The sequence below is a fragment of the Marinobacter sp. genome (assembly GCF_041686475.1).
Classification (GTDB): domain Bacteria; phylum Pseudomonadota; class Gammaproteobacteria; order Pseudomonadales; family Oleiphilaceae; genus Marinobacter.
Map to the genome: position 1 here is coordinate 31,295 of NZ_JAWLDU010000015.1, position 26,727 is coordinate 58,021.

Here is a 26,727-nt window from a genome sequence, read left to right on the forward strand (position 1 = left end):
CCCGATTCCATGACCACTGAAACTCAGGGTAACCCGTCTCCGCAGAGCACCGACAGCACATCCGGCGCCCCTCACAAGGCGACCGGAAAACGCTACAAAATACACGCTCCGGAAGTTGCGGCCTATTGGGCCGAACGACGTCTTTACCTGGACCGCATACGCCGGGTTCCTGAACTCAGGCAACGCTACTGGCGCGCCATCGGCATATACCTCCTTCGCAGGGTGCTATGGTCGTTCGGGTTCTTTCCGGTGTTCCTGGCTTTCTGGATACCGTTTGTACTTTCCAGTTTCAACCCTGTGGTCATGGCTTCGGACCTGATCCCACTCCTCGAGAGTTTTGTCGACGCCAATCCTGAAGTCCAGGCCAATACCATTAGTACGCTGGTCATCGCGTGGGGATCTGTCGGATTTTTCTTTCTGGTGTTCGATTTTGTGCTGACACCGTTCAAATCCCCCTATCAGTATGAAGCAGATGTTTACATGCGCTCCTGGGAGCAGCTCAACCATGAACAGCTTCCTGACAAAGTGTGATTTGTCCTGCATTCTCGTTGACTTCCGTGACTTTGTGTTACACCAGATTGCCCCGACTGGGTGAGATGTGTATGTCTAGCCCCTGATCCCCGTTTAATATCCAGCATACGCAAAGCTGCTAGCGTTGGTGGTTTTTTGTTAGAATCTGCCGATCAATCAACCACATCTTGCCAGGCTCCTCCGATGAACCACCTTTTCGTAGACAATCTCACGGTTATCGACTTCGCATACCTGGACGCCACCAGGGGGCTCGTGGGTGAAAGCTGGATTGTGGATGTGGTTCTCGGTGGAGAGCTTGATGATCAGGGCATGGTGTTTGACTTCAGTAACGTCAAACGCACCATCAAACGGGTCATTGACGAGCGCGTGGATCACCGCCTGGTGATTCCCCAGGGCTACAGCGGGTTCGAGTGGCACAAGACCGAACCGGAAAGTTTCCTGTGGCACCTGGTGGACGGCACCAAGATTACGCATCGCTCTCCTGATGAGGCCGTAGTTTGGCTTTCGGCTGACAGGGTTGTGCCCTCTGCAGTTGCCCGCCTTCTGGAGCACGAGCTAAGGACTGTACTTCCCGCCAACGTAACAGACGTGGAGATCTACCTGCGGGAAGATGTGATTGAAGGCGCCTACTATCATTATGTTCATGGCCTGAAGAAACATCTGGGCAATTGCCAGCGAATCGCCCATGGCCACCGCTCGCCGATCCGGATTGATCGCAACGGCTTCCGGGACAGAGACCTTGAAAATCGCTGGGCGAAGCTCTGGCAGGATATCTATGTGGGCTCCGAAGAAGATGTGACCCAGCGTTGGGTAGCAGAGGACGGCACCGCCTATGTGACCTTCGAGTACGAAGCCAATCAGGGTGAATTTGCCCTGACGCTCCCGGAGAGCCGCGTTTACATGCTGGATTCCGACACCACCGTGGAGCTGATTGCTGCGCACATAGCCGAGCAACTGAAAGCCGAGTTTCCGGACGATGTGATTCGCGTGAAAGCTTATGAGGGGGTTGGTAAGGGGGCTATTGCTTCTAGGGGTCTGTCCCCGCGGGACTGACCCCACAAACACTGACCAGCTTACAGCGTATACCGAGGGCCTGACGCCGGAATCCTGGCCCGAATCCTGGCCCGAATCCTGGCCCGAATCCTGGCCGGAAATATGGGAGATATGATTTAACTGGTCAATAGGTATGGGGTCAGTCCCGCGGGGACAGACCCCGGAAGACCCCGGAAGACCCCTTAACAAAAAAACCGCCCGAAGGCGGTTTTTTGATGGCTTACCGGAGGACTAAACCAGTAAGCCGTATTGGCGTCCCCTAGGGGGTTCGAACCCCTGTTGCCGCCGTGAAAGGGCGGAGTCCTAGGCCACTAGACGAAGGGGACTAGAAATTGGTGGAGCCAAGCGGGATCGAACCGCTGACCTCAACACTGCCAGTGTTGCGCTCTCCCAGCTGAGCTATGGCCCCTCAACGGCTGCGTATATTAAGGATCGGCCCCTGGGGCGTCAACCTTTTTTCCAACGTTTTTTCAGTTTCGTGAACATCCCTGTCCCGGCCGTTTACTATTTCACCAATCTGCTCACTCAGCGAGCAGCACAGCGTATTCCTTCTCCACTCGCTTGGTTTCCTTTTTGGAAAAACCACCCATAACCTCAAGCGCATGGCGCAGCCGGGACCGGGTCATATCGGGGCCCAGAATGGCCATGGAGTCCATAACAGACCAGGAGTTCGGTGTGCCCGCGACAGCCACGAAGATGGCGAACATGAAATCGCCCATTTTCAGTTCCATGGCTTTGGCCAGGGTTTTTATATCAGCAAAGATATTGTCCTTGCTCCAGTGTCGCTGGGCTTCCAGCTTCCACAGGGTGAACTGGAGTACCCGCCTGACCTGCGCTTCGTCAAGCTTATTATGGCTGAAGTCTTCCGGCTTGAGATCAAGCATGCCGGAAAACATGAAGGCCGCCATCGGGGCCACGTCACTGAACACTTCCGCCCTGCCCTTGATGTGTGGCACCAGGTCCCTCAGGGCTTCTTCGTTAAACCACCACTGGCGCATGCGCTCGATAAACTGATCGTCGCTGAGCTCGTCGCGGATCCACTGGCCGTTGAGCCAGCGCAGTTTTTCCACATCGAAAACCGGGCCACCGAGGGAAACCCGCTGGATATCGAAGTGCTCGATCATTTCGTCCAGAGTGAACTTTTCACGCTCATCAGGCATGGACCAACCCATACGACCAAGATAGTTGGTCACGGCCTCAGGCAGGAAACCCATGCGTTCGTAGAAGTTGATACTGGTGGGATTCTTGCGCTTGGAAAGTTTGCTCTTGTCCGGGTTGCGCAGCAGCGGCAGGTGACACAGCACCGGCATATCCCAGCCAAAATACTCGTACAGCAATTTGTGCTTGGGGGCGGAGTTGATCCACTCCTCTCCACGCAGAACGTGAGTAATTTCCATCAGGTGGTCGTCCACCACATTGGCCAGATGATAAGTGGGCATACCGTCGGATTTCAGCAGGATCTGGCTGTCCACCTGGGACCAGTCGATCTCGATGGTGCCACGGAGCATATCCTCGATTTCGCAGATGCCATTTTCGGGTACTTTCATGCGAATCACATAGGGGTCGCCCGCATCCAGGCGGCGCTTGACCTCTTCCTCGGGCAGCTCCAGATCCCCTTTGATACCCGGATTCAGACCCTGGGCCTTGCGCTCTTCGCGGATGGCATCCAGCTCTTCCGGGGTGCGGAAACAATAGAACGCGTGCCCTTTGGTCACCAGATCCAGCGCATACTGGCGATAGGAGTCCTTGCGCTCGGACTGCCGGTATGGGCCGTGAGGACCGCCCACGTCCGGCCCCTCATCCCACTCGAGACCGAGCCACCGCAGGGCCTGCAGAATGTCCTGTTCGGATTCTTCGGTGCTGCGAACCTGATCCGTATCTTCAATCCGCAGAATAAACTGGCCGCCATGTTGCCGGGCAAAGCACAGGTTAAACAGCGCCACGTAGGCGGTACCAACGTGGGGATCACCGGTGGGAGACGGTGCGATTCGGGTACGTACGGTCATGAAAGCATCCTGAAGGTTACTGCCTGATGAAGGCTGTGCGTTGAAAGCCACGCATTATACCGGCCACAAAGGGATTTCGCATGGTCGCGCGACAATCCACTTCACCTCCAGGCAATATTGTTATATTATAACGTATCATTAATTTTCGAGGACTAACCGACTATGTTCGCCAAACGCTTCGCAGGCGCTGCCACACTGGGGCTCGCCACCCTGCTGGGATCCGCCAGTGCACTGGCGGCCACTCAGGTTGTCACCTCCCTGAAGCCGATTGAGCTGCTGGTAAAAGCCGTGGCTGCCGATGATGTGGAGATCACGACCCTGGTGCCTCCCGGTTCCAGCCCCCATAACTACACCATGAAACCCTCCCAGCGCCGCGCTCTGGAAAATGCCGATGCCATATTCTGGGTAGGCCCGGAGATGGAAACCTTTCTTGCGCGACTGCTCGGCGGTAACGAATTCGGGGACCGTACCTACTCATTGATGCACGGCGAGGATGTGCCCGAGGTTGATACCGATAACGACCATGATGCCCATGGCCATGAAGACCATGGGCACGGTCATCAAGAAGAAGGTCATGATGCCCATGATCACGGCGACGGTGAAGACCCGCATATATGGCTGGACCCGGCGCTGGCGCTGGATATGGCCAGGGACATACACAAGGTGCTGTCCCGACAGGAAGGTGCAGACGTGGAAGCCCTCGACGCCAACCTGAAACAGTTCGAGAAGAATCTGTCCGGCGCTGAACGCGACATCACCACCCGGCTGGAGCCAGTAGCAGACATTGACCTGTTCACCTATCACGATGCATTCACACGATTCGTTGAACACTATGGCCTGAAGCTGGAAGGTATTCTGACCCTGAACCCCGAGCTTTCTCCCGGGGCCGGGCACGTTGCCGAAGTGCAGGAGAAACTGCGCACCGCAAACCAGCCCTGCCTGATGACGGAACCCCAGTTCGATCGCCAGTGGTGGCGCTCGATCACCGAAGACCTGGACATCACCTTCAGCACCTGGGACCCGCTGGCCACAGACGTCGAGCCTGACCGTGACGGATATATCAATTTCCAGCAGGGCCTGGCCGACGCGGTACTCCAGTGCCTACCAGAGAACACCGAGTAACAGCGGAATGGTCACCATGGCCAGCAGTGTCTGGCCACTGATGATGCCCGCCATCAATGGCGCGTCGCCACCGAGCTGACGCGCCAGAATGTACGACGAGGTGGCTGTTGGCAGGGCTGCCAGCAGTACAACCACCTGAACCATCAATCCCTCCAGACCCAGCAATAGCGCCAGCGCAGCCGTCAGCAGCGGGAAGCCCACCAGCTTTGCGGATGAAGACACCAGAAACGGCATCGAGGCACCCCGCAACGCTTTCAGTTGCAGGCCTGCGCCGACGGTCATCAGGCCCAGCGGCAGAGCCAGGTCACTCAGTGGCTCGAGAATGCCCGCTACCAGTGGATGGAATCCGACCTGAAAGTAACTCCAGGCCATTCCGACCACTGAGCCGATGATCAACGGATTGGAAACAATAGCTTTAAGAACGGGTTTCAGCTTGACCGTGCCATTTCCCGCAACCAGCGAAAACATCAGAATACACAGCAGGTTGAGCAGGGGAACTTTCACCGCCACCGCAATGGCGATCAGCGAGAGGCCCTCATCCCCAAGTAACATGCCCGCCGCTGCCAGGGCGACGTAGGAGTTAAAGCGAATGCCGCCCTGGAAGACGGATGAAAACACCGGACCCGGCCATCGCCAGACCCACTGAAGAAAGGCCAGTAACAGCGTCATCGTTACCAGCATGGCCAGAATCAGAACCAGGATATCGCCATAGGCCGACGCCGGCACCCTTGCCTGGCCCAGTTTGAAGATCAGCATGGCCGGGAAAAGCACGTAGTAGGTGAAACGCTCCGCCTGGATCCAGAAGTCGTCTCCCGGAAAGTGCCAGCGCCGGAACAGATAACCCAGCAGGATCAACACAAACACAGGCGTAAGAGCCTGTACCATTACCGGCATTGAAATTTACTCTCTGGTGAGATTGGGCAGGACATCACTGATCTCCTAAACATTTAACATATATTCCATTATAAAATGTCCTGTGTTTCGCCAAAGCCCTACGGCCATGTGCCCGGTTTTGCTGATAGAATAACATCTCTATTCATTTGATCCGTTGACCTCAGCGACAAGTGACAGACAGATTCAGATTGGGCAGTTAATGATTACGAACAGCACCACAGACATGCCGTCACGAAGATTCTGCGTGGCCCCGATGATGGACTGGACAACCACCCACTACCGCTATCTGGCCCGCCAGCTCAGCCGGCATGCCCTGCTCTACACCGAGATGGTCACCACCGGCGCGCTGATCCACGGCGACACCGCACGATTCCTTCGTCATGATCCTGCGGAATATCCGCTGGCACTGCAACTTGGCGGCAGCAACCCGCAGGAACTGGCCCATTGCGCTGCGCTGGCGGAGCAATACGGTTTTGATGAAGTAAACCTGAATGTGGGCTGCCCCAGCGACCGGGTGCAGAACAACATGATTGGCGCCTGCCTGATGGCCTACCCGGACAAGGTGGCCGAGGGCGTGAGGGCGATGATCAATGCCACCGGCCTGCCGGTAACGGTCAAACACCGGATCGGAATAGATGGCCGCGAGTCCTGGGAGGATCTGTGCGAGTTCGTCGAAAAGGTCTCGGAAGCAGGCTGCCGCACGTTTATTGTCCATGCCCGCATTGCTGTTCTGGAAGGGCTGAGCCCCAAGGAAAACCGTGACGTTCCGCCGCTGAAGTACGACTGGGTTTACCAGCTCAAGGCCCGTTATCCTCATCTTGAAATCATCATCAACGGCGGCATCAAGACCTTTGACGAGTGCCGGCAACACCTTGAACACACCGATGGCGTCATGCTCGGCCGCGAGGCTTACCACAACCCCTGGCTGCTGGCCGGTGTGGATACCGAATTTTTCGGACAACCCGGACCGGCTCGATCCCGGCACGAGGCCCTGCGTGCGGTATTACCATTCATTCAGAGCGAACTCGACCGGGGCGTTTACCTCAGCCACATGTCCCGCCACCTGATGGGCCTGTTCCATGGCCAGCCCGGAGGCCGCCAGTTCCGCCGTTACATCAGTGAAAACGCCCACAAGGCGGGTTCCGGCATAGAGGTGATCGAACAGGCCATGGCCAGGGTTCCGGAAGCCGGGGACGTAGCAACAGCGCCGGCCTGAACGTCCTGATACCTTTTAGTGTCTTGTTCCTGTCAGGGCAGCCCGTTATTGTAGGGACATACCTTCAGCGCCCGCGATACGGGCGATCAATAACAAACCTATCAGGACGACAGGACGAATGACCAGCAAGCTCGAACAACTCAAAGCCATGACCACCGTGGTTGCCGACACCGGGGATCTGGACGCCATCGCCCAGTGGAAACCGGAAGATGCAACCACGAACCCTTCATTACTCCTCAAGGCCGCGGCCTCTGATGCCTATCGCCCCATGCTCGATGAAGCCGTGGCTGCAGCCCGCAAACAGGGCGGCTCCGATGCCGAGCAACTGACTTACGCCACCGACATGCTGGCCGTGCTGGCGGGAAAGCAGATTCTTGGCCTCGTTCCGGGCGTGGTTTCAACAGAAGTAGATGCCAGGCTTTCCTTTGATACCGGGGCCACTCTCACCCGGGCACGCCGGCTGATTGAGCTGTACGACCATCTGGGCATGGATACCAGCCGGGTGCTTATCAAGATTGCTTCTACCTGGGAAGGCATCCGGGCGGCCGAGCAGCTCGAGAAAGAAGGCATTCACTGCAACCTGACCCTGCTGTTCTCTTTCATACAGGCGGCCGCCTGTGCCGATGCCGGCGCCTTCCTGGTGTCGCCCTTCGTGGGCCGCATCCTGGACTGGCACCTGGCTGCCACCGGTCGGGAAGCCTTCCCGGCGGAGGAAGATCCGGGCGTCCAGTCCGTTACCCGCATCTACAACTACTACAAGGCCAACGGCTACAACACCGTAGTGATGGGCGCCAGCTTCCGCAATACCGGCGAGATCGAGATGCTGGCCGGCTGTGACCGTCTCACCATAAGCCCGGCGCTCCTGCAGGAGCTGCAGAATGACTCTGGCAACCTGCCGCAGCGGCTGTCAGCTGAGGATGCAACGAGCGCTGACAAACCGGGATCAATCGATGAACGTCTGTTCCGTTGGGAGTCCAACGAGGACGCCATGGCTACAGAAAAGCTGGCCGATGGTATCCGCCGATTCACCAACGATCAGATTGAACTGGAAAACCGCGTCCGCCGGCTTTCGCAGGCCGCCTGACGCCGGCAGTAACCGCGAGGAGGGTCGCAAAAACCATGATTGAGCGCCTTAAGAGCCTGTTCGGCTCGCCTGAAGACGAACCAACACAACCCGACAACCACCAGTTGGCGATTGCAGCCACTGCGCTGATGGTCCAGTTGTCCAGGGTGGACAATGACCAGGACGACGAAGAACTCAAGACCATCGTCGACTGCGCCGTTGAAGCCCACGAGATTACCCGGGAAGAAGCGGAAGACATCCTTCAGGACGCGCTCAGCCATGCTGACGACGCCACCTCTCTCTACGAATTCACTGGCATGATCAATGAACAGCTGGACCAGGAAGAAAAGCAGATCCTGCTTGAAAGCATCTGGCGCGTGGCGTTCGCAGACGGGTATATCGACAAGTACGAGGAACACCTGATCCGCCGCATGGCGGATCTGCTGCACCTGAACCACCGGGAGTTCATGCAGGCCCGCCATCGCGCCGAGCGCGCCGACTGAACCTTAAGGAGCAAGTATGTTAGCCATTCTCCACCCGGATACCGCGCTGGACAGCGAAGCCTATCGTCAGACCATGCATTTTCTCGAGAACCTGCCCGGGGTATCGATCCGACTCCACCAGGTCCAGGGCGCCAAACAGCGCCTTACCGAGGTTTACCTGCTGGGCGAAACCAAGTCTCTGAACAAGGAAGACATCGAAGCCCTCCCTGCGGTGGAGCGGGCCATTCGCATCTCTGACGACTACCGGATACTGGGGCGCCACAAGGACGACCGCCGCCAGAGTGGTTTCACCTATAATGACGTTACCTTTGACCAGTCCAACCTGAATATCTTTGCCGGGCTGTGCGCCGTCGACGTGCCGGAGCACGTGGAGCAGATGATGAAGGCGCTGGAGGAAAACGGCCAGGTCTGTACCCGAATGGGCGCCTACAAGCCACGGACCAACCCCTATTCCTTCCAGGGGCATGGCAAAGGCTGCCTGCCCTGGGTCTTCGAGAAGGCGGGAAAGCATGGCATCAAGGTGATTGCCATGGAAATCACCCATGAAAGCCATATCGAAGAAATCGACCACTGTCTGGAACAGCTTGGCCGTCCAACGGGCGTCATGCTGCAGGTGGGTACCCGTAACACTCAGAACTTCGAGCTGCTCAAAGCCATAGGCCGCCAGACCACTTATCCGGTGCTCTTGAAGCGCGGATTTGGCATCACCCTGAACGAATCCCTGAACGCGGCCGAATACCTGGCTAGTGAGGGCAATGCCAATGTGATTTTCTGCCTGCGCGGCATGAAGACAGAAGCCGGTCAGCCGCACCGCAATATGGTGGACTTTGCCCATGTACCCGCCGTAAAACGCCTTACCCGCATGCCCGTATGCGTCGACCCCTCTCACTCCGTGGGCAGCCGCGAGCGGGCGCCCGACGGTGTTCTGGATGTCATGCACGCCACCGCGCAGGGCGTGATAGCAGGGGCCAACATGGTATTGGTGGACTTCCACCCCAAGCCGGAAAAAGCGCTGGTGGATGGCCCACAGGCCCTGCTGATGGACGAATTGCCGGCCTATCTGGAGGATATCCAGCTATGCCATGACACCTGGAAAAAGCGCCAGCAAATTTACAACCGTCTGAAGGAATCGGCGACAGAATGATCGTTTACGGGCACAGGGGCGCAAAGGGAGAAGCCCCGGAAAACACCCTGGCCGGATTCACCCATGCCTACCGCCATGGCGTCCGGCACTTTGAGCTCGACCTGGTGCTGTCAAAAGATGGCAAACCGGTTATTGTTCATGATCTTACGGTTGACCGCACCACCGGCCAGGAGGGCAGTGTCAGCAGCTACACTGCCCTGGAGCTTGCGGAAATGGATGCCCGGCGCAACGGTAAACCCTGGCCCAAAGCCGTTGGCATTCCCTCACTGGAAACGTTGCTGAACGAATATCCGGATTTCGAGCACCTGCAACTGGAGGTCAAGAAGGATACCCGCCAGCGACTGAATGTGCTCTGCAACCGCCTGATCGAGGTGATCCAGCGCCGGGACCTGTATCAACGTGTTGTCATCACATCTTCGGACCAATGGTTCCTGCGGCAGGCCCGTCGCAGGGACAAGAGCGTACGCATTGGCCTGGTAACTGACAGAAAATTCCCGAAACCGGTCAATGTGGCCGCCCGCCTGCACTGTAATTTCCTGTGCATTGGCTGGCGCATCTGCACCCGGGCTATCGTGGAGGACGCTCACCGGCGTGGCATGCACGTATCCACCTGGACGGTTAACCGTATCCACGACATGCTCCAGCTTGAAGCAAAGGGAGTCGACAGCATTATCACTGACTATCCAACCAGCACGCATATGTACTTCGATAACCGGTCAAGAGCGGCCCTGCATCTGCCCGCCGGGCAGAACAGGGCCGACAGCGTGGGATCAGAAAATCCGGTTCAGACCGTTTAGCGCTGCTACCCGGTAGGCTTCCGCCATGGTGGGATAGTTGAAGGTGGTATTGATGAAGTAGTTCAGGGAATTGGCTTCCCCTTCCTGGTTCATGATCGCCTGTCCGATGTGAACAATCTCTGCGGCCTGATCGCCAAAGCAGTGGATCCCCAGGATTTCCCGTGTTTCACGATGGAAAAGAATTTTCAGCATACCGACAGGATCCCCCGTGATCTGTGCTCGCGCCAGATCCTTGAAGAAGGCCTGGCCCACTTCATAGGGCACCTTGGCTTCCGTCAATTCCCGTTCCGTCTGGCCAACCGAACTGATCTCGGGCAAGGTGTAGATGCCAGTAGGAACGTCGGTTACTCGGCGGAAATAATCATCTTTCACGATGTCCGAGGACGCCGACCTGCCCTGATCGTAAGCGGCGCTGGCAAGGCTGGGCCAGCCAATAACATCACCGGCTGCATAGATGTTCTGGACTTCGGTGCGGTAATGGTCATCCACTGCCAGTTGGCCACGGCCATTGGGTGTCAGGCCGATACTCTCGAGCCCCAGCTTTTCGGTATTACCACTTCGGCCATTACACCAGAGAAAGGCATCTGCACGGATTTTCTTGCCGGATTTCAGGGACAGCACCACGCCATGGTCGTCACCATCAACAGACTCATACTCTTCATTGTGCCGGACCAGTACACCATTGTTTCGCAGGTGATAGCTCAGGGCGTCGGAGATTTCATCGTCCAGGAAGGTGAGCAGGCGGCTGCCCGGGTTGATCAGGTCTACCTTTACACCGAGCCCGGCAAAGATCGACGCATACTCGGAGCCGATAACACCGGCACCATAAATGATCAGTGTGCGCGGCGTGTGAGACAGGTTGAGAATCGTGTCAGAGTTATAAATCCGGTGATGGCGGAAATCCACATCGGGCGGCAGGTACGGGCGTGAACCGGTGGCAATAATGGCCTGCTTGAAGTGGAGTATCTCGTGGGACTTGTTGCCACGGATTTCCATCCGGTTGGCATCCAGGAAGCTGGCGCGACCGTTGATCAGGTCCACCCTGTTACGGGCGTAGAACTGGGTTCTCAGTTTTACCTGCTTACCGATCACTTTCTGGGCATTCTGCAGTACGCGCGGAAACGAGAACCAGCGCGGTTCACCGATATCCCGGAACATCTGATTGGTATTGAACGTGATGATCTGCTTTACCGAGTGACGCAAAGCTTTGGAAGGGATTGTGCCCCAATGGGTACAGTTACCACCCACGGTGGGTTTGTCCTCAATGATCGCGACACGTTTACCATGCTTCGTCGCATTCATCGCGGCACCTTCCCCCGAAGGTCCCGCGCCGATAACGACGACGTCGTAATGATGTTCTGCCATTCTGCAGTGACTCCTTATCTACGTCGTGAGGGAGCCCCTGAAAAGACCCTGCAGGTGCCCAAAGCCCAGGCAGGCGATTTTCAGAGGCTCCCGGAATTTTTATAGGTTATTGCCAGCGCCGGCTCAGCGGGACTTTTTACTGGAGGCGTCGTAGGTCATTGCCTCTGCTGATTTGCCATCATTGGCAAGGCGCTCATTTTCTTCCTCGCACTTCTGGGTATTGCCGCCACAGATATCGCAGGATTTACTGATACCCATGGCACCAAGACCCCCGCACGAGCCGCTGATCGGCTTGCGACCGAAAATAACGCCAACCGACATGGCGGCAACCAGCAGAACAACAATTGTCAGAACCAGCAGAAACGTACCCATAGGAGGTCTCTCCGTTAATTTGCCAGGAACGAGGAGAAAGCCGGCGTGTAATCCGTTTCAAACCCGTCTTCGCCCCGAACAATAAAGTAGGCAGCGATGTTTTCACGTGTCGCAAGTTCTTTCGCCTGCTCCACTCCCATCACATTGAAAGCAGTCGCCAACGCGTCTGCAGTCATACAATCTTCAGCGATGACAGTGACCGAAGCGAGGTTGTGATCGATCGGCTTGCCATCCTTAGGGTCTATTGTATGCGAAAACCGTCGTCCATCCGATTCGTAATAGTTACGATAGTCACCGGAGGTTGCCATTGCCTGACTGTCCAGGGCTACCACCCGGTTAACCTGCCGCTGCTCCGAAACCGGCTCCTCAATGGCCAGGCGCCAGGCCGTCCCGTCCGGTTTGCGGCCTGAAACCCGAACCTCACCGCCGATTTCCACCAGGAAAGCTGACAATCCTTCGGATTCGAGATATCGTGCAACGGCGTCTACTCCATATCCCTTTGCAATGGCGGACAGATCCACATACTGGTTCGGATTCGCTCTCAGCGCTGGCGGCTCCTCCCGCAGTTCAAGCTTGTCATAACCGATGGCTTCAAGACGTGAAGCCAGCACATCGTCCCCCGGCACCTGTTCGGGCCGGGCATCAGGCCCGAACCCCCACAGATTAACCACTGGCCCGATGGTTACATCGAAAGCACCGTCCGTCAGCTGAGACACTTCCCGGGACGTTGTCAGCACCTCATGAAGCGGTCGGGATATCCCGGTCCAGCTGCTCTGGTCTTCCTGGCTGTTAAATCGTGATAATTCCGAATCATCACGCCAGGTAGACATGGAGGCATCCACCTCTTCCAGCACTTCCTCTATGTCGGATGCCAGATTCTCAAGCCGACCAGGATCGTCTTTCATTACCACATTGATATTATACCCGGTACCAAACACCGGCCCGGATATCTCCCATACTTTTTCCTCTTCCTCAAACGAGCAACCCGCCAGCGCAGAAATGATCAGCACCCAGAAGGCGCTGGCCAGAACCACCCTGGCGGGTCGTAACATGCCGAATGTCATGTGAGCTGATTAACCCCCGAAATCATCCAGCATGATGTTCTCGTCTTCCACACCCAGATCTTTGAGCATCTTGATGCAGGAAGCGTTCATGATGGGAGGCCCACACATATAGTATTCACAGTCCTCGGGAGCCGGGTGGTCCTTGAGGTACTTTTCATACAATACGTTGTGGATGAAGCCTGTTTCACCTTCCCAGTTATCGTTCGGCTGTGGGTCCGACAACGCCACATGCCATTCGAAATTATCGTTCTCATCCGCCAGCATGTCGAAATCTTCCACGTAGAACATTTCTCGCACGCTACGGGCGCCGTACCAGAAGCTGATCTTGCGATTAGAATTCAGGCGCTTCAACTGGTCGAAGATATGGGAACGCATGGGCGCCATGCCGGCACCGCCACCGATGAATACCATTTCAGCATCGGTCTTCTTGGCGAAGAACTCGCCGAATGGCCCCATAACCGTGATCTTGTCACCCGGCTTCAGAGCAAACACATACGTAGACATGATGCCCGGCGGGTGGTCCGTGCCCGGGGGTGGCGTCGCGATACGGATATTGAACTTGAGAACACCCTTCTCTTCCGGGTAGTTCGCCATGGAGTAGGCCCGAATGGTCTCTTCCTTGTTCACCGCCTTGTAGCGCCAGATATCGTGCTTGTCCCAGTCTTCGTGGAACTCTTCCTCGACATCGAAATCCTTGAAATCGATTTCGTAGGTAGGGCACTCAAGCTGCACGTAACCACCGGCCCGGAAATCTACTTCCTCGCCTTCCGGAAGTTTCAGTACCAGTTCCTTGATGAAAGTGGCAACGTTGTGATTGGAAATAACCTCGCATTCCCACTTCTTGACGCCGAAGAATTCTTCCGGAACCTCCACCTTCATATCCTGCTTCACGGGAACCTGGCATGACAGGCGCCAGCCTTCTTTCTCTTCCCGGTTGGTGAAGTGGGTTTTTTCCGTCGGCAGCATGGCGCCACCGCCTTCCAGAACTTTGCACTTGCACTGGGCGCAGGTACCGCCGCCGCCACATGCGGAGGACAGGAAAATGCCGTTACCGGCAAGCGTTCCCAGCAGCTTTCCGCCTGCTTCGGTTTTCAGTGTGTGCTCGGGATCGTCGTTAATTTCGATGGTCACATCACCGGTGCTTACCAGCCTGGACCTTGCCGCGAGGATGACCGCGACCAGGGCCAGTACGATAACGGTGAACATGACCACGCCGAGAATGATTTCTGTATTCATGGTCTCGCCTTTTCGTTAAACCGAATCACCGGGTTGGTTACAGTGAAATACCTGCGAAGGACATGAAGCCCAGGGACATCAGACCAACCGTAATGAAGGTGATGCCAAGGCCACGAAGGCCTTCGGGAACGTCACTGTACTTGAGTTTTTCACGGATTCCGGCCAGGGCTATGATGGCCAGTGCCCAGCCAACACCTGCGCCAAACCCGTATACCACGCTTTCGCCAAAGGTATAGTCGCGCTCCACCATGAACAGCGATGCACCGAGAATGGCGCAGTTCACTGTGATCAGCGGCAGAAACACCCCAAGCGCCGCATAGAGCGCCGGAATGTACTTGTCCATGACCATTTCCATGATCTGGATAAGTGCGGCTATCACACCGATATACGTAAGCAGGCCCAAAAAGCTCAGGTCGACGTTCGGAAGACCTGCCCAATCCAGTGCACCTTCCCTGAGGATGGTGTTGTAGAGCAGGTTATTCACCGGAACCGTAATCGTCAGCACGACAACCACGGCGACACCAAGACCGGCAGCTGCTTCGATCTTCTTGGAGATTGCCAGGAAGGTGCACATCCCCAGGAAGAAGGCCAGCGCCATGTTCTCAACGAAAATGGCCTTGAGGATCAGACTGATATAGTGCTCCATCAGAAGGCCTCCTTAACCGTGTGCCGGGACATTTTGAAATCAGCTTCTTCCACCTGCTCCGGCTTCCATACACGCAGACCCCAGATGGCCAGGCCGATGATGAAGAACGCACTCGGCGGCAGAAGCAACAGACCATTGGGAATGTACCAGCCACCCTCGTTTACGACTGGCATCAGGGACACGCCAAACAGCGAGCCGGCACCCAGCAGTTCACGGAAGAAGGCGACAAAGATGAGCAGTACCGAATAGCCGAGGCCATTGCCAACGCCATCCAGGAAGCTCAGCCAGGGGCCGTTCTTCATGGCGAAGCCTTCAGCGCGCCCCATAACGATACAGTTGGTGATGATCAGACCAACGAATACCGAGAGCTGCTTGCTGATTTCATAGGCATAGGCCTTGAGTACCTGGTCCACAACAATAACCAGGGAGGCGATGATGGTCATCTGCACGATAATCCGGATACTACCGGGAATCTGTGTACGAACCAGGGACACCGCCAGGTTGGAAAAAGCCGTGACCGCAATAACCGCCGCACACATGACCAGGGTCACGTTCATGCTGGTGGTTACTGCCAGCGCTGAACAGATACCCAGTATCTGCAGCGCGATCGGGTTGTTACTGAAAATCGGTTCGAAGAGAACCTGTTTGGCTGAAGCGTCTGCCATGATCAGACCTCCCCTTCACGAAGTTTTTGCAGGTAGGGTGAAAAGCCCCGGTCGCCCATCCAATAGTTGACCAGATCTTCCACACCACGGCTCGTCAGGGTCGCACCAGAGAGCGCGTCCACCTTGTGTTCCTTTTCGGAAGCATCAGAGCTTACACCGCCCTTGACCAGACGGATCTGTGGCTCTTGCCGCTCTTCTCCGTAGACTTCCTTGCCCACCCACTGACTCTTCCAGCGTGGGTTGTCCACTTCGCCACCAAGGCCAGGTGTTTCTGCATGATCATAGAAACCAAGCCCTTCAATGGTATTGGTATTTCCCTCCAGGGACACGAATCCGTAGAGGGTTGACCACAGACCATACCCGTGAATGGGCAGAACCACACGAACCAGTTCGCCGTCTTCTTCAAGGATGTAGACCTTGGCGACGTCGGGGCGGCGCTTGATTCCCGCCTTGTCTTCCTTTGCGGGAATCTTGGTGGAACGCTCAGGATCAGAAGCCGCTTTGTACATATCGTACTTCATCGGGTCTTCAACGTTCACCGAGGAAGGCTCGACATAGTCACCGGTTTCCAGATCCACCAGGCGGACATCAAAGCGGGAGAACGCCTCTTCGATCTCATCGGCACTGGCGCCCGGCTCCAGCATACCTGCTGCAGCCAGCATGTTTGAACGGATATCCAGATTCTGGTTCTTGACCTGCGCCGGCCTAAGCATAACCGCAGCGGTAGAAACCACCACGGAAAAGGCGATACTAAGCACCAGCGCAACCATCAGCGTTCTGGAGACAGTTTCTTTAGCTTTAGCCACGTGCGAGCCTCCGTTTGATGTTGGCCTGAACCACGTAGTGGTCCATCAGCGGCGCAAAGAGGTTGGCAAACAGGATTGCCAGCATGATGCCTTCCGGGAAGGCCGGGTTGATCACCCGGATCAGCACGGTCATGACACCTACCAGAATACCGAAGCACCAACGCCCGGTGTTGGTCATCGCAGCAGACACCGGATCCGTGGCCATGAACATCATGCCGAACGCGAAGCCGCCCATTACCAGGTGCCAGTGGGCTGGTACCGCAAACATGGGGTTCGTCTCCGAGCCGATGACGTTCAGCAGCACCGACATACCGATCATGCCGATCAATACCCCCCCGACGATACGATAGGAGGCAATCTTCATAACCAGCAGGATGATACCGCCAATCAACACTGCAAGCGTTGAGGTCTCACCCATGGAGCCCTGGATAGAGCCCATGAACGCTGACATCCAGCCAATCTGGGTTTCCAGTGCTTCCATGCCACCGCTGGCTGCCCAGCTAAGCGCCGTTGCGCCACTGAATCCGTCAACTGCCGTCCAGACCGTGTCACCGGAGATCTGGGCCGGGTAGGCGAAGTACAGGAAGGCTCGACCGGTCAGGGCCGGGTTCAGGAAGTTCTTGCCGGTACCACCGAAAATTTCCTTACCGATAACCACACCGAAGGTAATACCCAGGGCCACCTGCCAAAGGGGAATGGTGGGCGGGCAGATCAGCGCGAACAGAACGGAGGTCACAAAGAACCCTTCGTTCACTTCGTGACGACGAACCGTGGCAAAGAGCACTTCCCAGAACCCGCCAACAACGAAGGTGACGAAGTAGATGGGCACGAAATACGCCAGACCGTAAACGAAGTTATCCCAGATACTGGCAGCGTTATTCCCTGCCAGTGCACTGATGAAAGCGGTACGCAGACCACCGTCACCCATCAGGGCATCAGGGTTTTCAGCCAGATAGCTGTTGGCCTGGAAGCCAATGTTCCACATACCGAAGAACATCGCCGGAAAGGTACACAGCCACACCGTAATCATGATGCGTTTTAGGTCGATACCGTCGCGCACATGGGAGGTAGTGGAGGTTACCGAGCCGGGAGTATAGAAAATGGTATCGACGGCCTCGTACAGCGCATACCAGCGCTCGTACTTGCCACCTTTTTCAAAGTGGTGTTCTATGCCATCGAGAAACTGTCGAATTGCCATCTGTTAGCCCTCGATCTCGATTCGGGTCAGGTTCTCACGGAGAATCGGACCGTATTCGTATTTACCCGGGCACACGAACGTGCACAGTGCCAGATCTTCTTCATCCAGTTCCAACGCACCCAGTTTCTGTGCCATCTCGGTGTCACCGACGATCAGCGAACGCAGCAGTTGCGTTGGCAGAATATCCAGGGGCATTATCTGCTCGTACGCACCCACCGGCACCATGGCTCGCTCACTGCCGTTGGTTGTGGTGGTGAAGTTGAACAGTTTGCTGCCCGCCAGTTTTGACAGGTAGATGTTCAGAACCGAGAATTTGTTCGGCCCCGGAGACAGCCAGCCCATGAACTCCCGCTTGAAGCCTTCTTCCAGAACCGAGATTTGATTGGCGAAGCGACCGAGATAGGCACAGGGCCCTTCGCCGCGACGGCCACCAAACACGGAGCCGGAAATCGTGCGAACCTCGCAGTCTGTGGCAGTTTCACCGTCCAGAAGTTCCTTGAGACTGGCACCAATACGGGTCCGAAGCAGGCGCGGCTTCAGTGCCTTCGGGCCACCTACGGCAACGATCCGCTCAACCGGGAGCTCTCCGCTCTCGAACAACTTGGCGATATCGATAACGTCCTGGTAGCCGATGGTCCAGACCACCTTGTCGCCGGCGATCGGATCAAGATAGTGGATGTGAGTGCCGACGTTACCCGCCGGGTGCACACCGTCAAACTGTTGCACTTCCACTTTGTCGTCAGAAGGCACCGGCACATCCGAACCGGGTTTTCCGGTAACGAACACCTTGCCGTTTGTCAGCTTGCCGAGAATCTTCAGGCCCTGTTCAAAAGCAGCACCGTTTTCACGGATGATTACCGTGGGGTCTGCCGCCAGAGGGTTGGTATCCATCACCGACACGAAGATCGAGTGCGGTGCCGAGTCAATGGCGGGCACTTTGCTGTAGGGACGGGTCTTGAAGGTCGCCCACAACCCTGACTCAACCAGGTTATCAACCACCTGCTGACGCTCAAGGCCGGCAATATCGGATGCGTTATAGCGCGCAAACGTTTCAGCATCGTCACCATCAATTTCGATGACAATGGACTGGAACACACGGCGCTCACCGCGGTTAATTTCCTTGACCACACCGGCTGCCGGTGAGGTATAACGAACGCCCTCGGTCTTCTTGTCCGTAAACAGCAGCGTGCCGCGCTTTACACGGTCCCCTTCTTTCACAACCATCGTCGGCTTCATGCCGATGTAGTCAAAACCGATCAATGCCACATGGCGAACGGGTTTGCCGTCAGTAATGGTCTGTTCAGGGCCGCCGCTGATGGGAAGATCCAGGCCTTTTTTGATCTTGATCATTAGCCTCATCCAATCATCAGAAACTGTTCGATGGATTTGTAACGCCCGACGCCTGCGGCCCAGGCATGCAATCCGGCCATGCCGAACGGCTGTGCCAGAGTGACGGATACACCAGCGTCAGTTACGGGCCAGGCATCCGGCTACAGAAAGCAATGGAAAGCGGGTGTCAGACGTACCCAAAATCGCGCCAATTATAGAGATTAAGGAATACTATTTCCACCAGAAACCCTGCGGAGTTTGTGCCTGAACGTAAACATAGAATGGTTTATAGCCTCCCAAAAAGAAACCCCGACCACAAAAATGGCCGGGGTTTTCCTATAACAACGAGACTAACGGGCGCCGGTCAGTCTCTGGCGCGCTTCGGGAAGATCGGGTAGGTAACGCCCGCCATCTGGTTTACCACACGGATGACCTGGGCGCTGTAGCCTGCTTCGTTGTCGTACCATACGTAGAGAATCAGGCGCTTACCATTGGCAATGGTCGCCTGGGCATCAACGATGCCAGCATGACGGGAGCCCACAAAGTCCGTGGAAACCACTTCCGGTGAGTTGACGAAATCGATCTGCTTCTGCAACTCGGAGTGCAGCGCCATATCGCGGAGATATTCATTCACTCCGTCAACCGTTACCTCTTTATTAAGGTTCAGGTTGAGAATGGCCATGGAAACGTTCGGTGTCGGCACACGAATAGCGTTTCCGGACAACTTGCCCTTGAGCTCTGGCAGCGCCTTGGCAACAGCCTTGGCGGCACCTGTTTCGGTAATTACCATGTTCAGGGGCGCGCTGCGGCCACGGCGACTGCCCTTGTGGTAGTTATCGATCAGGTTCTGGTCGTTGGTATAGGAGTGAACCGTCTCAACGTGGCCATCGTCGATGCCATATTCGTCCACAATCGCCTTCAGCACCGGCGTGATGGCATTGGTGGTGCAGGACGCTGCCGAAAGGACGCGGTCCTCATCGGTTATCCAGTCGTTATTGATACCATGAACGATATTCTTGATATCGCCCTTGCCCGGCGCAGTCAGCAACACCCGGCTGACGCCCTTTGATTTCAGATGCAGGCCGAGGCCGGCCTCGTCACGCCAGATACCGGTATTATCAATCACAATCGCATTGTTGATGCCGTACTGGGTGTAATCCACCTGATCGGGGCCCGGGGAATAGATCACTTTGATAAAGTTGCCATTGGCAATCAGTGCGGAGTTTTCTTCATCCACGGTAATGGTACCGTTGAAGGGACCGTGAACCGAATCCCGACGCAACAGGCTTGCCCGCTTTTCCAGATCGTTGTCCGCACCGCCCTGTCGAACAACGATGGCGCGCAGGCGAAGGTTGTTTCCGCCACCGGCCTTTTCGATCAGGATACGGGCCAGCAGGCGACCGATACGGCCGAAACCATAGAGAACAACGTCCTTGGTGTCGTTTTCGGCGTCTTCTTCCGACTGCGTCTGGTACTGGCCTACAATCGGGCTGATTTCGCGCTTGAGGAAGTCTTCGAGGGAGCCGCCCTCTTCCTTGAACTTTACGGCGAGCTTGCCGATATCAACGTGCCCGCGCCCCAGATCGAGCTTGTCCATTGCCTGCAGAATGGGAAAGGTGTTGTGAACCGACAGTTCGCTGTCTTCAACCTGGCGCACAAAACGGTGGGCACGAATGATGTCGATGACCGACTGATTGATGATGGACCGGCCATACACGGACGTGACCACATTGTTTTTGCGGTAGAGGCGGCCAATCAGCGGAATCATGGCTTCCGCAGTGGATTCTCTTTCCGTCCAGTTGGACAGGTGCTGGTTGATCTGTTCGTGACTCACGCTTGAACCTCTGCAGTTGGAACCTGGAAAATTGGGCGCACATTATCCAATGTTATGGCCCCGACAGCAAATACAGGCCACCGTGACGCTTGTGCCAGTATGCCGCTGGTGTCATGACAGCGCCACCCCTGCCCGGTAGAATACGCGCCTCGCCATTTTCCGGCCCGTCACTTTCAGGAGAACCACAATCATCATGAGCCAAGGTGCCTCCCATTCCGACAGACACGCCGTACTGGTGGCGCCCCCCGCTCCCCACAAGGCAGCGGATCATCGAACCTGGGGCCAGTTACACGGCAGCAGTGACGCTCTGGCGATCTGCGAGAGCGCTCGGGCCCACACCGGGCTGACTCTGGTCATTACCCGCAGCACGGATGAAGCCATCCGGCTGGAACAGGCCATGCGATTCTACCTCGGCCTGCCAGCCGATGAGGACCAGGCTGCCATTACAGCTGACGGGCTTGAAGTACTGTCCCTGCCGGACTGGGAAACCCTGCCCTACGATCTGTTCTCACCGCATCAGGACATTACATCCCGGCGAATCCGGGCCCTGCACCGGCTGCCGTCAACCAGCCATGGCGTTCTGGTTGTGCCGGCCCGGACGCTGATGCACCGCCTGCCCCCCGTGAGCTACCTGCAAGGCAATACCCTGCTGCTGAAGGTGGGGCAGTCGCTGGATATCGACACCTGGCGGCTGCAACTGGAAGCTGCCGGTTACCGGCACGCCGAAAACGTCTACGAGCATGGCGAATACGCGGTACGCGGCGCCATTCTGGACATCTTTCCCATGGGCGCCACCCGGCCTTTCCGGATTGACCTGTTCGACGATGAAATCGAAACACTGCGTACCTTTGATCCGGAAACCCAGCGCTCTGTAGACCGGATAGAAAAAATCGAACTGCTACCGGCCAACGAGTTTCCCTGGCACAAGGAAGCCCGATCCGGATTCCGCAATCGCTGGTTCGAACAGTTCCCCCATGCTGACAAGGACTCACCGATATACCAGGACGTAACCCAGGGAATCACCCCGCCAGGGATTGAGTACTATCTGCCGCTGTTTTTCGAGCAGACGGCAACGCTGTTTGATTATCTGCCCGGGGAAACCCTGGTGTTTACCGCGTCCGGCCTCCACGAGGCCGCAGAACACTTCGACGCTGACACCCGTGCCCGCTACGAGGAGCGCCGTCATGACCGGATGCGGCCGATTCTGCCTCCGGCACAGCTGTTCCTCCAGAAAGACGAACTGTTCGGCCAGCTCAAACAGTTCCCGAGGGTCACGCTCACCGCCGAACCCACCGACTCCGCCGGTGGCCGCAATTGCCCTACCGAAATATTGCCTGACGTTGCAATGGACGGCCGCGCTGCCGACCCGGCTGCCCGACTGAAGCGGTTTATCAAAGACTTCCAGGGCCGGATACTGATCTGCGCCGAGTCATCAGGGCGCCGAGAGGCGCTGATCGAGAGCCTGGCCGACCATGGGCTCGGGGTGACCGCCCTCGATAGCTGGTACGCATTCATAGATGACCCTGCCTGCACCCTCGGCATTACCGTGGCGCCTCTGGAGTACGGCCTGGTTCTGCCAGAGCAGCACATTGCCCTGATCACGGAAACAGCCCTGTTCGGTGAACGGGTTCTGCAGCGTCGGCGGCGGGAGAAAACCACCGAGGCTGACGACGCCGGCTATCGGGACCTTTCGGAACTTCGTATCGGTGCCCCGGTTGTGCATATTGACCACGGGGTTGGCCGCTACCAGGGCCTGGAAACCATCACCGTAGAAGGGGAAGCCAGCGAATTCCTGATGCTGGAATACGCCGGCGGCTCGAAACTCTACGTGCCTGTGTCCAGCCTGCATCTGATTTCCCGCTACACCGGCTCTGACACCGATCACGCGCCGCTGCACAAGCTGGGCACCGATCGCTGGAGCAATGCAAAACAGAAAGCGCTGGAGAAAATCCGCGACACGGCCGCCGAGCTGCTGGACGTCTACGCCCGCCGGGAAGCCCGCAAGGGCTTCTCCTTCGAAGACCCGAAGGAAGCCTACCGGGCCTTTGCTGCCGGCTTTCCGTTTGAGGAAACGCCGGATCAGCAGGCAGCCATCGAAGCGGTTTTCGAAGACATGATCAGTGAAAAACCAATGGACCGGCTGGTCTGTGGCGATGTCGGCTTCGGCAAGACCGAGGTGGCGATGCGTGCGGCATTCATGGCCACCTACTCCGGCAAGCAGGTAGCGGTGCTGGTACCCACCACACTGCTGGCGCAGCAGCATTACGAATCTTTCCGGGACCGGTTCTCGGAAACGGCAGTCAACGTGGAACTGCTGAGCCGGTTCCGCAGCGGCAGCCAGACCACCAAGGCAATGGCCGCCATAGAAGCGGGCAAGGCGGATATTGTGATTGGCACCCATAAACTGTTGCAGGGTGATATCAGGTTCAAAAACCTGGGGCTGGTGATCATCGATGAGGAGCACCGCTTCGGCGTGCAGCAGAAAGAGCGCCTGAAAGCACTGCGAGCCGAAGTCGACATGCTCAACCTGACCGCCACACCGATCCCGAGAACACTGAACATGGCCATGGGACACCTGCGGGACCTGTCCATCATTGCCACCCCGCCGGCCCGGCGACTGTCGGTAAAAACCTTTGTCCGCCAGCGGGATGAGGCCATGGTCAAGGAAGCCATCCTGCGGGAGGTGCTTCGTGGCGGCCAGGTATATTTCCTGCACAACGATGTCGCCACCATAGAGAAGACGGCCGAAGACCTGCGGCGCCTGATTCCCGAAGCCCGCGTGGGAGTCGCCCACGGCCAGATGCGCGAGCGGGAACTGGAACAGATCATGTCGGATTTTTACCACAAGCGGTTCAACGTCCTGGTGTGCACCACCATCATTGAAACCGGTATCGACATCCCCAGCGCCAACACCATCGTTATCGAGCGTGCCGACAAATTCGGCCTGGCCCAGCTGCACCAGCTTCGGGGCCGCGTGGGACGCTCCCACCATCAGGCCTATGCCTACCTGCTGACGCCACCGCCCAGATCCATCACCGCAGATGCCAAAAAGCGCCTCGAGGCCATATCGGAAGCACAGGATCTCGGCGCCGGGTTCATGCTGGCAACCCATGACCTTGAGATCCGCGGTGCCGGCGAATTGCTGGGCGAAGAACAGAGTGGCCAGATAGAGAGCATCGGCTTTACCCTGTACATGCAGCTTCTGGATGAAGCCGTACAGGCCATTCGCGAAGGCAGAACCCCGAACGCGGAACTGCCCCTGAGCCACGGCACCGAAATGAACCTGCGAATACCGGCCCTGATCCCCGACGACTACCTGCCGGACGTCCACAACCGGCTGATGCTGTACAAGCGGATTGCCAGCGTGAGCGACAACGAGGGATTAAAAGAACTTCAGGTTGAGATGATCGACCGATTCGGATTATTACCGGAGCCGGCGAAGAACCTGATCCGCCAGTCGGAACTCAGAATCCGTGCCGAAGCCCTGGGCATCGTGAAAGTAGACGCCGGCAAGGAATGGGCAAGACTGGAGTTTGGCAGCTCAACGCCGGTGGATCCGCTGGTACTGGTTAAAAAAGTGCAATCCTCCCCGGATCAGTATCGTCTGGAAGGAGCCAACAGTTTCCGTTTCCGGCTGAACGACGCCTCAACCAGTGGTAAACTCGACGGCATTTCCGACATGCTGGGCCAGCTGGTTTCATGATGCGCCCGGCCCAGAGGCCACTGATGAACAACAGGAACATTGGAGCAAAGCCCTTGCGAACGCCCGGTAAGTTATTGCTTGGAAAGTCCATTTTCATTTTTGTGGTCACGTTGACCCTGTCACCGCTGGTGTCGGCGCAGGAGTCTTCAGAGCAGCCACCGGAACAGATTCCCGCTCTGGAACAACAGCCCGGCAACGGTGAAGAGACTGAGCGGGATGCCCCCCGGGAAGACTATTACCGTGCCGAGTTCGTTATTCTGGAACGCAGGGTCGAAGCAGATGATATCAATGAACGGATGGCGAGCCGCATACCGGAGCCGCCCAATCCCGATGTCACCGAAATCCTCCGGGCAATGGACAGGAGTGGCGCAGCGGAAACAACACTGGAACTGGTTCCCCGCAGTGAACTCCACCTTAACTCGGCCGCCAACCGGCTGGAAAACAGCGGCAAGTATCGGGTACTTCTCGCTACAGGCTGGTACCAGTCCTTCCCACCGGATTTCGAAGGTGAACCACTGCGCGTTGCCATTGGAGACTGGCTGGCCGATGCCGGACACCGGGAAGTTGATGGCCAAATCACCATTGACCGGCAACGTTACCTCCATGTCGGCGTGCGCCTGAATCACTGGCAGCCCTTGCCGGAGGGAGAGAGACCGGGGCAGTTGATAGGCGGACTGACCACGGATCCGGCGCCCGAAACCCTCGAGCAACCCGATCAGGCTCTGATCTCCGGTGTGAACTGGCCGCGGGCGGAGCTGGTGACCTGGATTCGTGAAACACGCAGGATGCGCAGCGAGGAAGTTCACTTCCTCGACTCACCCACCATTGGCGTGATGATTTTCTTCAAGAAAATTGAGGAGTAAGCGCGCCCAGATCACTCATTGAAACTTCCAGGATCCGCTTGACGCCAGACATCCCCTGGTCGATAGCGGCTTCGATTTCTTCCATGGTGATGATGTGGTCCGACTTGCCGGCAGCCCGGTTCACCACCAGCGCCAGGCAGACGTAGTTCATCTGCAGTTCTGCTGCCAGCGCAGCCTCTGGCATTCCCGTCATGCCCACCAGGTCACAGCCATCACGTTCCAGGCGCCGTACTTCAGCCGCTGTTTCCAGCCTTGGCCCCTGAGTAGCCGCGTACACACCGAAATCGGAAAACGGCAGGGCCTGCTCACGCGCAGCTGAGATCAGCAGCTCACGGGCTTTTTCAGTGTAGGGCCAGGTGAAGTCGATATGGGTGGTTTCATCCAACTCGCCCTCGAAAAAAGTACTCGCCCTGCCCCAGGTATAGTCAATAATCTGATCCGGGATCACAATGTGGGCCGGCCCCATGTCCGGGTGAATACCACCCACCGCGTTAACCCCGACCACAGTCCGGATGCCAGCGTCATAAAGCGCCTTCAGATTTGCCCGGTAGTTGACCTGGTGCGGCGGGATACGGTGCGGATTACCGTGGCGTGACAGAAACACCACCGCCTGATCACCCAGACGCCCCTCTACCAGCTTGGAAGAAGGCTGCCCCCATGGCGTATCAACAGATCGCTCTGCCGTTATATCCAGCCCTGAAAGGGTGGTCAGGCCGGTGCCGCCAATGATGCCAACCGGCGGCCTGTTGTCCGATACGCTCATGATGATTCCCCCGTTGCTTCGGCGCTGTCACCCTGGGTTTCGCTGGAACCTTTACTGCCGTCCACCGGAGCGCTACTGCTACCCGGCTCGGCACTGGTAGCTTCGCCAGAGTTCTCCCTGCCCCCCTGGTCACTGGCCAGGCGCACGCCGTCGGGCAGGTGAAGAGTTCGTGTCGGGAACGCCACTTCGGCGCCGTAGCCTTCAATAATGTCACTGATTTTCAGCAGTACATCCTGTTTCACCTCGTGAAACCGTACCCACTCAATGGTTCTGGTGAAGGTATAAACCATGATATCCAGTGACGATGCGTTGAAGGCGAGGAAATTGACGATCAGGGTCTGGTCATGATCGATATCCTCATGATTCTCCAGCATGGTACGAATATCAGCGACGATCGTGGCCATCTGGCTGACATCTGCATAGCGAATCCCTATCGTCTCAGAAATTCGACGATTGAACATCCGGGACGGATTCTCGACAGCAATTTGCGTGAAAGTAGCGTTCGGTACGTAGAGCGGGCGCTTGTCGAACGTGCGGACAGTGGTGAGGCGCCA

24 protein-coding genes and 2 tRNA genes are annotated in these 26,727 nt (G+C 56.9%); 10 read left to right on the forward strand and 16 right to left on the reverse strand.

The features are described 5' to 3' along the window. Window positions 1–9 precede the first annotated feature (9 nt). Together ACESMB_RS05480 and ACESMB_RS05485 are read left to right on the forward strand one after the other, a co-directional pair. Window positions 10–531, forward strand: coding sequence for a hypothetical protein (locus tag ACESMB_RS05480; RefSeq protein WP_372971073.1), 522 nt, complete (start codon window positions 10–12; stop codon window positions 529–531). Window positions 532–714: 183 nt separating this feature from the next. Continuing rightward, window positions 715–1,584: a 6-pyruvoyl trahydropterin synthase family protein gene (locus ACESMB_RS05485; RefSeq protein WP_372971074.1), complete on the forward strand. Its 870-nt coding sequence runs from the start codon at window positions 715–717 to the stop codon at window positions 1,582–1,584. Between the two features lie 250 nt (window positions 1,585–1,834). Here the strand turns inward: ACESMB_RS05485 and ACESMB_RS05490 are convergent. The 3 genes from ACESMB_RS05490 to gltX form a co-directional block, all read right to left on the reverse strand. Next, a tRNA-Glu gene (locus ACESMB_RS05490) sits at window positions 1,835–1,910 on the reverse strand. 7 nt (window positions 1,911–1,917) lie between these two features. Continuing rightward, window positions 1,918–1,993 (reverse strand) — tRNA-Ala (locus ACESMB_RS05495). A 112-nt stretch (window positions 1,994–2,105) separates the two neighbouring features. After that, complete coding sequence (gltX, locus tag ACESMB_RS05500) at window positions 2,106–3,590, reverse strand: glutamate--tRNA ligase (protein ID WP_372971075.1); 1,485 nt, start codon at window positions 3,588–3,590, stop codon at window positions 2,106–2,108. Between the two features lie 162 nt (window positions 3,591–3,752). Here gltX and ACESMB_RS05505 point away from each other — a divergent pair, with 162 nt between their 5' ends. Continuing rightward, window positions 3,753–4,712 (forward strand): zinc ABC transporter substrate-binding protein, encoded by a 960-nt coding sequence (locus ACESMB_RS05505; RefSeq protein WP_372971076.1) that lies wholly within the window; start codon window positions 3,753–3,755, stop codon window positions 4,710–4,712. Here the strand turns inward: ACESMB_RS05505 and ACESMB_RS05510 are convergent. After that, window positions 4,692–5,606: an AEC family transporter gene (locus ACESMB_RS05510; RefSeq protein WP_372971077.1), complete on the reverse strand. Its 915-nt coding sequence runs from the start codon at window positions 5,604–5,606 to the stop codon at window positions 4,692–4,694. The genes ACESMB_RS05505 and ACESMB_RS05510 overlap by 21 nt on opposite strands. Window positions 5,607–5,805: 199 nt before the next feature. On the opposite strand from ACESMB_RS05510, the gene dusA reads away from it, so the two are divergent. From dusA to ACESMB_RS05535, 5 genes are all read left to right on the forward strand, one after another. Further along, window positions 5,806–6,822, forward strand: coding sequence for a tRNA dihydrouridine(20/20a) synthase DusA (gene dusA / locus ACESMB_RS05515; RefSeq protein ID WP_372971078.1), 1,017 nt, complete (start codon window positions 5,806–5,808; stop codon window positions 6,820–6,822). Window positions 6,823–6,940: 118 nt separating this feature from the next. After that, a complete protein-coding gene (gene tal, locus ACESMB_RS05520) occupies window positions 6,941–7,906 on the forward strand; it encodes a transaldolase (protein WP_372926865.1) in 966 nt (321 codons plus the stop codon). Between the two features lie 35 nt (window positions 7,907–7,941). After that, complete coding sequence (locus ACESMB_RS05525; RefSeq protein ID WP_372926864.1) at window positions 7,942–8,388, forward strand: TerB family tellurite resistance protein; 447 nt, start codon at window positions 7,942–7,944, stop codon at window positions 8,386–8,388. A 16-nt stretch (window positions 8,389–8,404) separates the two neighbouring features. Next, window positions 8,405–9,532 (forward strand): 3-deoxy-7-phosphoheptulonate synthase, encoded by a 1,128-nt coding sequence (locus tag ACESMB_RS05530; RefSeq protein ID WP_372971079.1) that lies wholly within the window; start codon window positions 8,405–8,407, stop codon window positions 9,530–9,532. Further along, window positions 9,529–10,329, forward strand: coding sequence for a glycerophosphodiester phosphodiesterase (locus ACESMB_RS05535; protein ID WP_372926862.1), 801 nt, complete (start codon window positions 9,529–9,531; stop codon window positions 10,327–10,329). Before ACESMB_RS05530 ends, ACESMB_RS05535 begins: the two co-directional genes overlap by 4 nt. Here the strand turns inward: ACESMB_RS05535 and sthA are convergent. From sthA to ACESMB_RS05585, 10 genes are all read right to left on the reverse strand, one after another. Beyond that, window positions 10,303–11,694 (reverse strand): Si-specific NAD(P)(+) transhydrogenase, encoded by a 1,392-nt coding sequence (sthA, locus tag ACESMB_RS05540; RefSeq protein ID WP_372926861.1) that lies wholly within the window; start codon window positions 11,692–11,694, stop codon window positions 10,303–10,305. The genes ACESMB_RS05535 and sthA overlap by 27 nt on opposite strands. Before the next feature lie 123 nt (window positions 11,695–11,817). Continuing rightward, on the reverse strand, window positions 11,818–12,066 hold the full coding sequence (gene nqrM / locus ACESMB_RS05545) for a (Na+)-NQR maturation NqrM (protein ID WP_372926860.1): 249 nt from the start codon (window positions 12,064–12,066) through the stop codon (window positions 11,818–11,820). A gap of 14 nt (window positions 12,067–12,080) precedes the next feature. Next, the gene (locus ACESMB_RS05550; RefSeq protein WP_372971080.1) at window positions 12,081–13,130 is read right to left on the reverse strand and encodes an FAD:protein FMN transferase; all 1,050 of its coding nucleotides are present in this window, start codon (window positions 13,128–13,130) and stop codon (window positions 12,081–12,083) included. Window positions 13,131–13,139: 9 nt separating this feature from the next. After that, window positions 13,140–14,366, reverse strand: coding sequence for an NADH:ubiquinone reductase (Na(+)-transporting) subunit F (gene nqrF, locus ACESMB_RS05555; protein WP_372971081.1), 1,227 nt, complete (start codon window positions 14,364–14,366; stop codon window positions 13,140–13,142). 37 nt (window positions 14,367–14,403) lie between these two features. Continuing rightward, the gene (gene nqrE / locus ACESMB_RS05560) at window positions 14,404–15,012 is read right to left on the reverse strand and encodes an NADH:ubiquinone reductase (Na(+)-transporting) subunit E (protein ID WP_372926857.1); all 609 of its coding nucleotides are present in this window, start codon (window positions 15,010–15,012) and stop codon (window positions 14,404–14,406) included. After that, window positions 15,012–15,677, reverse strand: coding sequence for an NADH:ubiquinone reductase (Na(+)-transporting) subunit D (locus ACESMB_RS05565; protein WP_372926856.1), 666 nt, complete (start codon window positions 15,675–15,677; stop codon window positions 15,012–15,014). The genes nqrE and ACESMB_RS05565 overlap by 1 nt, the downstream gene beginning before the upstream one ends. 2 nt (window positions 15,678–15,679) lie before the next feature. Next, complete coding sequence (locus tag ACESMB_RS05570; protein ID WP_372926855.1) at window positions 15,680–16,483, reverse strand: Na(+)-translocating NADH-quinone reductase subunit C; 804 nt, start codon at window positions 16,481–16,483, stop codon at window positions 15,680–15,682. Beyond that, window positions 16,476–17,681, reverse strand: coding sequence for an NADH:ubiquinone reductase (Na(+)-transporting) subunit B (locus tag ACESMB_RS05575; protein WP_372926854.1), 1,206 nt, complete (start codon window positions 17,679–17,681; stop codon window positions 16,476–16,478). Before ACESMB_RS05575 ends, ACESMB_RS05570 begins: the two co-directional genes overlap by 8 nt. Before the next feature lie 3 nt (window positions 17,682–17,684). Beyond that, entirely contained in the window at window positions 17,685–19,031 is a 1,347-nt protein-coding gene (locus ACESMB_RS05580) for a Na(+)-translocating NADH-quinone reductase subunit A (RefSeq protein ID WP_372971082.1), read from the reverse strand. A 343-nt stretch (window positions 19,032–19,374) separates the two neighbouring features. Continuing rightward, entirely contained in the window at window positions 19,375–20,829 is a 1,455-nt protein-coding gene (locus tag ACESMB_RS05585; RefSeq protein ID WP_372926870.1) for a glyceraldehyde-3-phosphate dehydrogenase, read from the reverse strand. 208 nt (window positions 20,830–21,037) lie between these two features. On the opposite strand from ACESMB_RS05585, the gene mfd reads away from it, so the two are divergent. Together mfd and ACESMB_RS05595 are read left to right on the forward strand one after the other, a co-directional pair. After that, on the forward strand, window positions 21,038–24,547 hold the full coding sequence (gene mfd / locus ACESMB_RS05590) for a transcription-repair coupling factor (protein WP_372971083.1): 3,510 nt from the start codon (window positions 21,038–21,040) through the stop codon (window positions 24,545–24,547). 23 nt (window positions 24,548–24,570) lie between these two features. Further along, window positions 24,571–25,410, forward strand: coding sequence for a CsiV family protein (locus ACESMB_RS05595; RefSeq protein WP_372925123.1), 840 nt, complete (start codon window positions 24,571–24,573; stop codon window positions 25,408–25,410). Here the strand turns inward: ACESMB_RS05595 and ACESMB_RS05600 are convergent. Together ACESMB_RS05600 and ACESMB_RS05605 are read right to left on the reverse strand one after the other, a co-directional pair. After that, on the reverse strand, window positions 25,391–26,173 hold the full coding sequence (locus ACESMB_RS05600) for an S-methyl-5'-thioinosine phosphorylase (RefSeq protein WP_372925122.1): 783 nt from the start codon (window positions 26,171–26,173) through the stop codon (window positions 25,391–25,393). The genes ACESMB_RS05595 and ACESMB_RS05600 overlap by 20 nt on opposite strands. Then, window positions 26,170–26,727, reverse strand: a 558-nt coding sequence (locus tag ACESMB_RS05605; RefSeq protein ID WP_372971084.1) for a mechanosensitive ion channel family protein, incomplete at its 5' end; no start/stop codon positions are given. The genes ACESMB_RS05600 and ACESMB_RS05605, both read right to left, overlap by 4 nt.